This is a genomic window from Vibrio sp. LB10LO1 (assembly GCF_010092875.1).
Taxonomy (GTDB): domain Bacteria; phylum Pseudomonadota; class Gammaproteobacteria; order Enterobacterales; family Vibrionaceae; genus Vibrio; species Vibrio campbellii.
In genome coordinates, this window is sequence record NZ_JAADJW010000012.1 from 33,860 (window position 1) to 47,456 (window position 13,597).

The window sequence follows — 13,597 nt, forward strand, 5'->3', positions numbered from 1 at the left end:
GCATGCATTACCTATGCTTAGTTTCGAGGCTAAAACCCGAAGTTAAGTCCCCCTACAAAACAACAATTCTAATGTGGAGTGTGAATATGACCGCGCGTGAAAATGTAGTGCCGGTTCTGCTTGAAAAGGTATACCAACTAATTCAAGACAAACTCGAGCTTTCTCACCAACCGCTTGTAACTAAACTTGCTCAACACTTATTTAGTAACATTGCTGATGATGACTTAATTCAGCGAAACGAATCCGACCTTTATGGTGCTGTTGTTAGCCTGTGGCACCACGTCAATGAAAAGAAACCAGAAGAGATCTCTGTAAGGGTGTTCAACCCAACTGTCAGCCGCCAAGGTTGGCAATCGACTCACACTATTGTTGAAATTGTTGTACCGGATAGCCCATTTTTGGTGGATTCCATCAAGATGGCGTTAACGCGACTCGACCTTGTCTCTCACTTGATGCTCAACAACCCAACGCAGCTGGAACGCGATAAGAAAGGGCAAGTGACGGACGTTAACGGCGAGAATGGTGTTCTTCAATCTCTATTCCACATCGAAGTTGACCGCTTAACCAGTAAAGATGAAATGCAAGCGTTGAAAAATGAACTGCTAACTATCTTGTCTGACACGCGCTTAGTCGTCGACGACTGGAAGCAAATGGTTGAAAAACTTAAGATCGTTACCAGCGACCTTGAGAAAAATAAAGATCGTGTTTCAATGAAAACAGATCGTTTAGATGAAACGATCGAATACCTACGTTGGTTAGGGGATCATAACTTTACCTTCATGGGCTATAAGGAATATGATCTTGTTAGTGTCAATGGTGACACTGAACTCCAGCCGGTGAAAGAGAAAGGCCTTGGCATGTTTGCTGATGACAGTCGTGTTCGTAGCATTAAACTATCTGAACTGTCTGACTCCGCGCGCCTTGAAGCGAAAAAACCATACGCGCTGATCATCACTAAGGGCAATCAGGCCTCTCGTATTCACCGCCCAGCTTACACTGACTATATTGGCGTTAAGAAATTCGATAAAAACGGCAAAGTGATTGGTGAGCATCGTTTCACAGGTCTTTACACTTCTGCTGTATATAACCAAGCTGTACAAAGTATTCCTCTGATCCGCGAGAAAGTGGATCGTATTCTAGAAGCGAGTGGCTACCGTAACGGATCGTACTCTTACAAAGCCCTGCACAACATTCTAGAAAACTACCCACGTGATGAACTCCTTCAAGCTCGTGAAGAAGAGCTATTAGAAGTGGGGATGGGCGTCGTGCAAATGCAAGATCGTGACTTGTTGCGTCTATTTGTTCGTAAAGACCCATTTGGTCGATTCTTCAGCTGCATGGTTTACGTGACAAAAGATCGTTACAACACCGAGCTTCGTCGTCAAACGCAACGCATTCTTAAGCAGTACTTTGGCTGTGAGCAAGAAGTTGAATTCACAACCTTCTTCTCAGAAAGCCCGCTGGCGAGAACCCATTACATTGTTCGTGTAGACAATAACAACATTGATGTAGACGTGAAAAAGATTGAGCAGAACTTAATGGAAGTATCGACTTCATGGGATGACCGCCTAAAAGAATCCATCATTGCTAACTTTGGTGAGAGTAAAGGTCTTCCACTTTCGAAAGAGTACATGAGCGCATTCCCACGTTCATATAAAGAAGACATGATGCCAGGTTCTGCGGTTGCAGACATCGAGCGCCTTGAAGCGTTAAGCGATGATAACAAGCTCGGCATGTTGTTCTACCGTCCGCAAGAAGAAGCGGCAGAATCGAAAGCTGTTCGTTTAAAGCTATACCACCGCGACGAGCCAATTCACCTATCTGACGTGATGCCAATGTTGGAAAACCTAGGCTTACGCGTGATCGGCGAATCACCATATGAGATCGAAACGAACAACGGCCAAACGTTTTGGATCTTAGACTTCTCAATGCTGCATAAGAGCGACAAGACCGTTGATCTTCGTGAAGCTCGCGATCGTTTCCAACAAGCATTTGCAGCGATTTGGGCAGGTAACTTAGAAAGTGATGGCTTCAACCGTTTGGTACTAGGCGCTTCACTGTCTGGTCGTGAAATCTCAATCCTTCGTGCATACGCGCGTTACATGCGTCAAGTTGGCTTCCCATTCAGTCAACAATATATAGAAGATACTCTCAGCCATTACCCGGATTTAGCTACGGGTCTCGTTAACCTGTTTGCTAAGCGATTCGATCCAAAACACAAGGGCAGTGAGAAAGGTCAGAACGATCTCATTAAGAAGATTACTGAAGAATTGGATCGTGTGGAAAGCCTAGATGATGATCGTATTATCCGTCGCTACATGGAAATGATCACAGCAACGCTGCGTACTAACTACTACCAGTTGGACGAAGATAAGCAGCCAAAACCTTGGTTATCATTGAAGATGAAGCCAAGCGAAATCCCAGATATTCCTCAACCTGTACCTGCATTTGAAATCTTTGTGTACGCACCGGATATCGAAGGTGTGCACCTACGTGGCGGTAAAGTCGCACGTGGTGGTTTGCGTTGGTCGGACCGTCAAGAAGACTTCCGTACGGAGATTCTTGGGCTGGTTAAAGCACAACAAGTTAAGAACACGGTTATTGTCCCTGTGGGTGCAAAAGGTGGCTTCGTATGTAAACGTCAGCACACTCTAACTAACCGTGATGATATCTTTGCTGAAGGTCAGCGTTGTTACAAACGCTTCATTCGCGCGCTTCTTGATGTTTCCGATAACATCATCGAAGGTGAAGTTATTCCGCCTAAGAGTGTCGTACGTCACGATGAAGACGACCCATACTTGGTTGTTGCAGCCGATAAAGGTACAGCGACGTTCTCTGATTTGGCGAACTCAGTGTCGGATGAGTACAACTTCTGGCTAGGTGATGCGTTTGCGTCAGGTGGCTCTAACGGTTACGACCACAAAGCAATGGGTATCACTGCGAAAGGTGGTTGGGAATCGGTGAAACGCCACTTCCGTGAAATGGGCATCAACTGTCAAACCACTGACTTCACGGCAATTGGTGTTGGTGATATGGCAGGCGACGTATTTGGTAACGGTATGCTGCTATCTAAGCATATTCGTCTGCAAGCTGCGTTTAACCACATGCACATCTTCATTGATCCAAATCCAGATTCAGCCACCAGCTGGGAAGAACGTAATCGCTTATTCAATCTGCCACGATCAAGCTGGGAAGATTACAATGCGGAGTTGATCTCACAGGGCGGTGGTATCTTCTCTCGTCGCTCTAAATCGATCCAACTTACACCAGAAATCCAAAAAATGTTGGGCACGAAGAAAGCGTCTTTAGCACCAAATGATCTAATTAAGATGATCCTGCAAATGGAAGTGGATCTACTTTGGAATGGTGGTATCGGTACGTATGTTAAAGCTTCTAGCGAGACACATACTGACGTTGGCGACCGTGCAAACGACGTGCTGCGCATCGACGGACGTGATTTAAAAGCGAAAGTCGTTGGTGAGGGTGGTAACTTGGGTATGACTCAGTTGGGTCGTATCGAGTATGCAACGACTGGTGGTCGAGTAAATACGGACTTTGTTGACAACGTTGGTGGTGTAGATTGTTCGGATAACGAAGTAAATATTAAGATCTTCTTGAATGGTCTTGTATCAAATGGTGATCTAACGGTTAAACAGCGCAACCAAATTCTTGAATCGATGGAAGACGAAGTGGGTGAGATCGTATTGGACGATGCATACCGCCAGTCTGAGTCGATTTCTGTGACTGAACAACAAGGTGTTGGCATCGTTAAAGAGCAAATCCGCTTTATCCATACAATGGAGAAGGCAGGGTACTTGGATCGTGCTCTTGAGTACATTCCTGACGACGAAACACTCATTGAGCGCGAAAAACAAGGACTTGGCCTCACACGTCCTGAACTTTCAGTACTCGTAGCTTACGGTAAGATGGTTCTGAAAGAACAATTGGTTGCTGACGAAATTGCAAATGATGAATTCCATGGAAAACAGTTAGTTGCTTATTTCCCAAGTGAGTTACGCCGTAACTACAAAGATCAGATGGTAAACCACCCGCTGCGTGCTGAAATCATCGCAACAGCGCTGGCTAACCAAATGGTTAATGAAATGGGCTGTAACTTCGTGACTCGTCTTCAAGAAGAGACGGGCGCGAGTGTCGTTGATATTGCGAACGCTTACAGTGCAACACGTGAGATCTTCAAACTGGAAGATATTCTTAAGCAAACTCGTGCACTCGATAATGTTGCAACCGCAGAAGCTCAATATGAGATTATGTTCTACGTACGTCGCGCATTACGCCGTATTTCTCGTTGGTTATTACGTAACCGTAGCGGTAAGAGCACAGTAACTGAGCTCGTTGCACTATATAAAGACGATGTTCACACTATTACTGAAACGCTGGACACCATGCTAGTTGCATCAGAAGTCGAAGAGCATAACGAACTTGCTCAGAAATGGATTGAGCGTGGAGTAGAAGAGAAGCTGGCTCATCATGTGGCTCGTCTTTCTAGCCTGCAGTCAGCACTGGATATCTCAGCAGTGGCAAGTGAAACAGGTAAAACCGTTGAGCAAGCTTCGAAGCTTTACTTCAACTTAGGTGACCGTCTATCACTTCACTGGTTCTTGAAACAAATTAATGGCCAAGCGGTAGACAACAACTGGCAAGCTCTTGCTCGTGCGGCTTTCCGTGAAGATCTTGATTGGCAACAACGCCAACTGACGGCTCAAGTTCTAACTTGCGGCTGTTCAACAGAAGATCTAGATGTGATGCAAGCGCTAGAAGATTGGATGACAACGAACGAGCTGTCATTACACCGCTGGGAAAGTATCTTGAACGAGTTCAAAGTTGGTTCCGTTCATGAGTTCGCTAAGTTCTCGGTGGCACTTCGAGAATTGGTTCTACTTAACCTGAACTGTTCTTCGAACGAATAGGGTAAGTGACTCTAGCAAAAGCCTCGCAATCGCGGGGCTTTTTTATGTTCAAATCATTATAACTACCCATAAATAGTGACACCGTAACTCCACATTTAAGTTTTTATGGCATGAAATCGTTTGCTTTTAAAGAAAAAGCTAGCAATTTTGTACAGAGAATAGTGCGCTAATTAACTGTTTCTATGAGAAAAACTAAAATAAGACGTACTATTTTGCTGAATTCACTCATTTTCATTGAATTGCATTGAAAAACAGTAAATAATATTGACCCGTTTACACGGGGCTTTTTTCTTTCGGAGGCACAATGCTTTACCGTCTAGCCAGAACTGGCTTTTTCCAACTTGATGCCGAAAAGGCACATGATCTTGCAATCAAAAACTTCCAACGCTTTAACGGCACTCCTCTCGATCTTTTCTATCGTCAACAATTACCAAATCGTCCAGTAGAATGCATGGGACTTACATTCCGTAACCCAGTGGGTCTTGCTGCAGGTTTGGACAAAAACGGCGAATGTATCGAAGCGTTTGACGCGATGGGCTTTGGTTTTGTCGAAGTTGGTACTGTTACACCTCGTCCACAGGCTGGTAACGACAAGCCTCGCTTGTTTCGCTTAGTTGAAGCGGAAGGTATCATCAACCGTATGGGCTTTAACAACCTAGGTGTGGATCATCTGGTTGAGAATGTGAAAAAGGCAAAATACAACTGCGTTCTTGGTATCAATATTGGTAAGAATAAAGACACACCAATTGAGAACGGGGCAGAGGACTACCTGATTTGTATGGAAAAAGTGTACGAGTACGCCGGTTACATCGCCGTGAACATTTCGTCACCAAATACACCAGGACTTCGTTCGCTTCAGTACGGTGAAGCACTAGATGAACTGCTATCTGAACTCAAAGCGAAACAAGCTGAACTTGCAGAGAAACACGGTAAGTACGTACCGCTTGCGCTAAAAATCGCACCGGATTTGAGCGATGACGAAATCAGCCAGATTTGTGAGTCTCTAATTAAGAACAATATCGACGGCGTAATTGCGACAAACACAACGTTGGATCGAACAGTCGTTGAAGGTATGAAACATGCACATGAAGCGGGTGGCCTAAGTGGACGTCCGGTTCAATCTCGTTCAACAGAGGTTGTTCGTAAACTTCACCAAGAACTTGGCGATAAGCTTCCGATCATTGGTGTCGGTGGTGTTGACTCTTACGTTGCTGCGAAAGAGAAAATGATGGCTGGCGCTCAACTTGTTCAAGTTTATACAGGTTTCATCTACCACGGCCCAGGTCTCGTACGCGATATTGTTAAAAATCTATAAGAACAATCGCTAAATCGTTGAGAAATCGACGCTTGTTACTAAAAAAAGAGGAATTCGTTTCCTCTTTTTTTTTGTCCGTTCGTTTGTAAAATTTAAAAATCATGAGTAGGTAATTAAGCGTCTTACCTCTTATTACTGTTTAACTAGTCACAAGAGAACGGAATAATGCTTAAACCCAGCGACAAATGGAATTGGTATTTTGACGAGCAGAAAGCTTGCCTAATGCTGGATTTAGGGGAGGAGATGATTTTCCAAACCAATCTATGCCGTAAGCTGTTGGTCAATTGTGCCTTCTCAGACAATGAATTCACCGTTGATGACGCAAGCGCGTTCCAAACGTACAACGAACGAATCCGTTGTCTCGACATCAACGAATACCGTCAAGCCGAACTTACGCTTTATTGCGTAGCCGCGAAACGCTTTCACAAGCCAGTCCAGCCTAAGAGCTGGTTCTTCGATGCCCAATGTGATGGACATGAGCCAGAAGAAGGGGACATGGTCTTCCTAACAAACCGATATTCAGAAGGTGTGTTCGTCGTCCTAGAGCCTGGTGAAACATCAAGCCTGTGTGCTTATGTTGGACAGGAAGAATTCCTGCTAGACGGCAACAAAACGCTCCAGTTTGGACAACCGATTAAAGTAATGCATGATCGCATGGTGTGTGCTAATCACTTATTCATGATGGCACCGATGGCGATGGTGGGTTAGTTTCATTTTGATTTTTTCTTTATTTTCGTTCCTTTGTTTGCATTAATCGACCGCATTAGGTCGATTTTTTTTGCCTAAAATTTTTCCAAATCTCTCCTAGTACATACCCCAAACTCACTCCTAGGTGAGGGGATTTCATATCTCATATATGAAGCAGCTCACTTTTATTCCAATTTTTTCACTTTAGCTTTTCCTTAAATTAGGCAACAGGACGCTTAATATTTCATCTTTTATTCCCCTATATGTGGTTTTTGTAGGTAAATTACACACCAGAAATCACTCTGGTATATACCAATTTAATGGTGAATAAGTATTTACTTTCACCGCAGGCCGCATTTTTACGATAAGGTGATAAGGAGACGTATTCTGTTTATGAAGGTGATGTGATCTGACTTTCAGTTGGTGAGATTGGTGACTGTTTGCGCTAATAAAGCGAAAAAGCCTTTAAAAACGAGGCATTGATCGTAAAGTCAGGTATAATCAAAGCCATTTTTTATCGACGAAAGAACACTATGAATCAATATCTCGCGGTAACTTCAAACGGCATGGAAAACTTGCTTGCAGAAGAGCTGACTAAACTAGGCATTGAAAACGCCAAGCCAGTACAGGCAGGCGTTAAATTTAAGGCGACGAATGAACAAATTTACCGTTGCTGTTTGTGGAGCCGTTTGGCGTCTCGATTTGTACGTGTTTTATCGGAGTTTACCTGTAACGACGACATGGACCTTTACCTGTCGACCTCTTCAATTAACTGGGTAAACCAATTCCACAGCTCAAAGCGTTTTGTGGTTGACTTCAACGGTACCAACCGTGAAATCCGTAACAGTCAATATGGTGCAATGAAAGTCAAAGATGGCATCGTTGACTGCTTTGAGAAGAAAGGACTTCCTCGTCCAAACATCAGCAAAGAACGCCCAGATATTCGCGTTCACGTTCGTCTACACAAAGACAAAGCGATTCTTGGTGTCGACATGGTAGGCAGTGGTCTTCATCAACGTGGCTACCGTCCAGAATCCGGTCGAGCTCCACTACGTGAAACACTCGCAGCCGCTATTATCATGCGTTGTGGCTGGGATGGCTCTCAACCACTTCTAGACCCGATGTGTGGTTCTGGTACGTTGCTGATTGAAGCAGCAATGATGGCAGCGAACATGGCACCTGGCGTTAAGCGCAAACAGTGGGGCTTTGAAGCGCTAGAAGATTTTGAACCTGAGCTTTGGGCTGAGATTAAATCAGAAGCAAATGTACAGGCTCGACGCGGCGTCAAAAAAGTTGACGCTAAGTTTTTCGGCTTCGATAACGACCCGAAAGTACTGAAGGTTGCTCAAGACAATGCTCGTAGAGCTGGTGTTGAAGAGTTGATTACTTTTGCACAAGGTGACGCGGCAACCATCACTCGTCCGGCTGGCTTCGAAGCAGGCGTTATCGTTTCTAACCCTCCATATGGTGAGCGTCTTGGTACTGAGCCTGGTTTGATTGCGCTATACACAGCATTTGGTGGCCAGCTAAAAGCTGAGTTTGGCGGTTGTAAAGCGTCTATCTTCTCTAGTTCAGACGAGCTACTAAGTTGTCTTCGTATGCGTGCAGACAAACAGTTCAAATTGAATAACGGTGCGTTACCGTGTCACCAAAAGAACTACAGCATTGCAGAGCGCAGCGCTGATGAAGTGAAAGGCGCGGACACTAATGTTCAGATCGCACCTGACTTTTCAAACCGTTTGAAGAAAAATATCGGCAAGATTGGCAAGTGGGCGCGTAAAGAGAAGCTAGACTGTTACCGTATCTACGATGCGGACCTTCCAGAATACAACGTGGCTATCGACGTTTATGGCGATCAAATCGTGATTCAGGAATACGCGGCACCTAAGAATATTCCTGAAGAAAAAGCTAAGCGTCGTTTGACGGACATTATCCGTGCAACGATTCAGGTAACGGGCGTAGAAGCGAACAAAGTTGTACTTAAAGTTCGTGAGAAGCAGAAAGGCCGTAGTCAGTACCAAAAACTAGGTCAAGTTTCAGAGACGCTTGAAGTGAACGAGTATGGCGTGAAACTGATCGTAAACCTGCATGACTACCTAGACACGGGCTTGTTCTTGGATCATAAGATCACTCGTCGTCGCCTTGGTGAAATGGCTCAGGGTAAAGATTTCCTTAACTTGTTTGCTTACACTGGTAGTGCGACAGTGCACGCTGCAGTTGGTGGTGCGCGTTCTACAACCACGGTAGACATGTCTAACACTTACCTGAACTGGGCGAAAGACAACATGCAGCTAAATGGCTGCGTGGGTCGCCAGCATCGTTTTGAGCAAGCTGACTGTCTACAGTGGCTTGAGAACGCAAAAGGTGAATACGATCTTATCTTTATTGATCCACCGACATTCTCTAACTCTAAGCGAATGGAAACGTCGTTCGACGTGCAACGCGACCACATTAAGCTAATGACAAACCTTAAGCGCCTGTTGCGTGCTGGCGGTACGATTGTTTTCTCGAACAACAAACGTCACTTCAAGATGGACGAAGCAGGGCTTGCAGAACTGGGCCTGAAAGCGCAGAACATTTCTTCACAAACTCTGCCATTGGATTTCTCTCGTAACAAACAGATTCACAACTGCTGGCTGGTTACGCACGCAGAATAGGGACGGAACAGCAAAAGGATGTTGAACGTGCTAACACTTTACAGCACAGAAGGATGCCATCTCTGTGAGATGGCGTTTGACCTCGTTGGTCAGATTGGTCTCGCCGAACAAACACACATCGTCGACATTGCGTTCGACGATGTTCTCTTTTCTCGTTACGGCGTCACAATTCCCGTATTAAAATATCAAGACTCTGAGTTGAACTGGCCGTTTGACTTAGAACAACTCACACATTGGTTGGATAATAATGGCATTACTTACCATTCATAACGCGCAACTTGCATTTGGTGATCACCCATTGCTAGATAAAGCGGAGTTCGCTCTTCAAGAAAACGAACGCGTTTGTTTAGTTGGTCGTAACGGTGCAGGTAAGTCCACGTTAATGAAAGTGCTTGCCGGCGACATTTTGTTGGACGATGGCAAGATTCAAATCACTCAAGACGTAGTTGTTTCTCGACTTGAACAAGATCCACCGCGCAATCAAGAGGGTACGGTTTACGAATACGTATCTGGCGGTTTGGCTGAAATCGGTGAACAGTTAAAGATCTACCACGATCTTCTCGATCTTGTAGCTCAAGACCCAAGTGAAAAGAACATCAACCGACTTGCTAAGATTCAAGAACAGCTGGATCACCTTAATGCTTGGCGCTTTGATGACCGCGTTAAGAACGTACTTGGGGCGTTAAAGCTAGACCCAGAAACCAAACTGACGGACTTATCTGGTGGTTGGCAACGTAAGGCAGCTCTGGCTCGTGCACTTGTTTGTGACCCCGATGTATTGCTTCTCGATGAACCGACTAACCACCTTGATGTTACAACCATCGAATGGCTTGAGAACTTCTTAAAAGACTTCAAAGGCTCAATCATCTTTATTTCTCACGACCGTGCGTTCATCAAATCGATGGCGACACGCATCGTTGACTTAGATCGCGGTCAATTGGCTTCTTTCCCTGGTAATTATGATCAGTACCTGAATGACAAAGAAGAGATGCTTCGTGTTGAAGAAATGCAAAATGCGGAGTTCGACAAAAAGTTAGCTCAAGAAGAAGTATGGATTCGTCAGGGTATTAAAGCGCGTCGTACCCGTAATGAAGGTCGCGTTCGTGCTCTTAAAAAGCTACGTGAAGAACGTCGTGACCGCCGTGAAGTTCAAGGTAAAGTTAACCTTAATATCGATGATGCGTCGCGTTCAGGCAAGATCGTCTTTGAAGCAGAGAACGTCTCTTTTGCTTTTGAAGGCAAAAAGATCGTGGATGACTTCAGCTTCAACATCATGCGCGGTGATCGAATCGCACTTATTGGCCCTAATGGCTGTGGTAAAAGTACGGTTCTCAAGTTGCTACTGGGCCAGTTAGAGACACAAGGTGGTCGTCTACATTGCGGTACAAAACTTGAAGTGGCTTACTTCGACCAGTACCGTGAAATCCTCGATCCTGAAAAGACGGTTATCGATAACTTAGCGGATGGTAAGCAAGAAGTGATGGTTGGCGGTCGTCAGCGTCATGCATTGAGCTACCTGCAAGATTTCTTGTTCGCACCAAAACGTGCTCGTACGCCAGTTAAAGCGTTATCAGGCGGTGAAAAAAACCGTTTGTTGTTGGCTCGTATCTTATTGAAACCTAACAACTTGCTTATTCTGGACGAACCAACCAACGATTTGGACATCGAAACGTTGGAACTTTTAGAAGAAATGCTTGCCAATTATCAGGGTACGTTACTGTTAGTGAGCCACGACCGTGAGTTTGTAGATAACACAGTAACGACCAGTTGGATTTTTGAAGGTAACGGCGTAATCGAAGAGTTCGTTGGTGGTTATCACGATGCAAAACAGCAGCGTGATCAAGTTCTTGCTTCGCGTGGTCAGGTTGAAAAAGCAGCGAAGAAAGAGAAAGTGGTTGAGGAAACTCCCAAAACTACGCAACCTAAGAACAATTCGAAGAAGTTATCGTATAAGCTGCAAAGAGAATTAGAGGCTCTTCCAGCTAAACTAGAACAATTAGAGTCGGATATTGAGACTCTGCAAGAACAAGTGAATGACCCAGAGTTTTTCACTAAATCTGTAGAACAGACTCAACCGGTATTGGAACAGCTCGCTGCTGTAGAGCAGGAGTTGGAAATCGCGTTCGAGAGATGGGAAGAACTCGAAGCAATGCAACAGGACAGTTAAGAATTCCATGAATTGTAGTAATAAATTCAAACTAACCGCCGTCGCGATGATGGTTGGTACAGCAATGAATGCCAATGCAGCATTGTATCAGGTGGTTGAAGTAGAGCCAGAATCAAATGGTGACATCGTTAATTACGAAACTGCCTACGGCGTTGCTATCCAGCAAGGTGATGTTCAGGATGTAAGCACTGGTTCACCGTTTGTCCATGGTTGTTTTGATTCAGCAGCAGGATGTACAACGGAACAATTCAAATTGGCACTGGAAACTCGTACAACACCAATTTCAGCAGGCGAAGCTGTAGATGGTGTGAGTTACCGTGAAGAAGTGCCTTTTGCAATGGACTCCGGTTTTTATTATGTGCAAGAGTACGACGATTTTGAGCGCTACTGTTACAACGAGCGTCGTTACTCAACATGTGAATCTTGGGCATCTATTCATTGGCAACCTTGGGGTAAAGAGCTAGGTAAAGACTTTACAACAAACGCACTCGCATTTGTCGAGAATGACCCGAGTGCTTATGACAACAAGTACAACAATATTATCAATAGCCTAACTGAAGATGGCAAACCAGTTGGTAATCAAAGTGTCGTAAGCGATACAGATTCTTCTGAATTAGAAACAAGAAATACTGTTGTTGCTCCATCGCTTCCAACTATTGTTCCAAGCAGCGAAGAGGCGGTTGTTGTCGGGAGCCGAGCATGGCGCACCGATGGGACATTTACAGTAGGCAGTATTTCTGAACAAGCATCAAACGATAACGGCACGCACCATACTTCAAAAGCGGCAATTTGGGATAAAGACGGTACAGTCAGTCAAATTGCTTGGCCTAGTAACTCAGCTAAAGATGGTGAGCGCTTAGCTCAAGGTAGCATGCGTGGCATCGTTGAAGATGGGACAACTGTCTATGGTGTTGGTTACAATACGTATTCTGATGATAACTACATGAATGCGACTGTGTTTGTTGGCACCTTAGCTACTGCTGGTAGCATGACTGGCTCTACTTGGGAGAGCAAGTTAGTAAGTGGGGCTCAACAACGTATCGATGGCGACACTGTTCATAGTAACTCTCGTTTAACGGATGTGAACTCTAACTTTGTTGCAATCGGTGAAGCGAAGCGCTCTGGCGCTTACCTAATGCCGACAGGTTCTGCGCCGAACCGTTTGTTTATTGTAAACGACGTCACTGCAGATTCTGTTAGCGCATTCTACCCAACAACCGACATTTTCTTTAGTGGTGCAGGCGGTCATATGGGGGCTATCAACTCTTACAATGAGATTGTTGGTCAACTAGATGCTGAGACTACTCGTGAAGAAGAAGGTAAGCCTCGTCGCAAACGTGGTTTTATTTACCCTTACACTAAAACAGGTGAAGCCGTGAGCCAGCGTGCGACAGACTTGTTTGAGGGTAAACCATGGTTTTTGGATAACCTAACGAACGGTGGTGAATACTCAGCGGACAACAACGCATTCCGTATCATCAATGCTACAGACATCAATGATGCTGGCGTTATCTCGGCAACCGCGATGAAGTGTGAAGGCGGCTATAAGAGCACACAACATAACGCGTCGTGTGATGGGACAGAAAAAATCGTTGCAGTCAAGCTTATGCCTATCGCTGGTGCGACTTCTGCAGATATTCAGCAGCGAAGCGTTGAAGAGGAATCTGCCGAACGTCAAGGTGCCGGTCTTGGTTGGTTGGCTTTGACCATGCTGGGCTTCTTCGGGTTCCGTAGAAAATAGTCAGTAATTTTTAAATCAAGCAGAGGCTCACAGAAATGAGCCTCTGCTTTTTTTATGCCTTGAGAAAATGCGTAATTTGATCGATTCTTGTAAGTGGAGTCA

Annotated in this window: 7 protein-coding genes; all 7 read left to right on the forward strand. The window is 44.9% G+C overall.

What is annotated here, in order from left to right; translation table 11 throughout:
• Positions 1-86 precede the first annotated feature (86 nt).
• Positions 87-4,928 carry an NAD-glutamate dehydrogenase gene (locus tag GXP65_RS10760; RefSeq protein ID WP_162092770.1) on the forward strand — a complete coding sequence of 1,614 codons (4,842 nt, stop codon included), beginning with the start codon at positions 87-89 and terminating at the stop codon, positions 4,926-4,928.
• A 304-nt stretch (positions 4,929-5,232) separates the two neighbouring features.
• Positions 5,233-6,243 (forward strand): quinone-dependent dihydroorotate dehydrogenase, encoded by a 1,011-nt coding sequence (gene pyrD, locus GXP65_RS10765; RefSeq protein WP_038890263.1) that lies wholly within the window; start codon positions 5,233-5,235, stop codon positions 6,241-6,243.
• 165 nt (positions 6,244-6,408) lie between these two features.
• The gene (locus GXP65_RS10770; RefSeq protein ID WP_005426674.1) at positions 6,409-6,951 is read left to right on the forward strand and encodes a cell division protein ZapC; all 543 of its coding nucleotides are present in this window, start codon (positions 6,409-6,411) and stop codon (positions 6,949-6,951) included.
• A 512-nt stretch (positions 6,952-7,463) separates the two neighbouring features.
• A complete protein-coding gene (gene rlmKL / locus GXP65_RS10775; RefSeq protein ID WP_010647885.1) occupies positions 7,464-9,587 on the forward strand; it encodes a bifunctional 23S rRNA (guanine(2069)-N(7))-methyltransferase RlmK/23S rRNA (guanine(2445)-N(2))-methyltransferase RlmL in 2,124 nt (707 codons plus the stop codon).
• 18 nt (positions 9,588-9,605) lie between these two features.
• Complete coding sequence (locus tag GXP65_RS10780) at positions 9,606-9,857, forward strand: glutaredoxin family protein (protein WP_012128011.1); 252 nt, start codon at positions 9,606-9,608, stop codon at positions 9,855-9,857.
• Positions 9,835-11,754, forward strand: a complete 1,920-nt coding sequence (locus GXP65_RS10785) for an ABC transporter ATP-binding protein (protein WP_010647881.1) — start codon at positions 9,835-9,837, stop codon at positions 11,752-11,754. Before GXP65_RS10780 ends, GXP65_RS10785 begins: the two co-directional genes overlap by 23 nt.
• Positions 11,755-11,761: 7 nt before the next feature.
• Positions 11,762-13,495: a DUF3466 family protein gene (locus GXP65_RS10790; protein WP_045419732.1), complete on the forward strand. Its 1,734-nt coding sequence runs from the start codon at positions 11,762-11,764 to the stop codon at positions 13,493-13,495.
• The last annotated feature ends 102 nt before the right edge of the window (positions 13,496-13,597 follow it).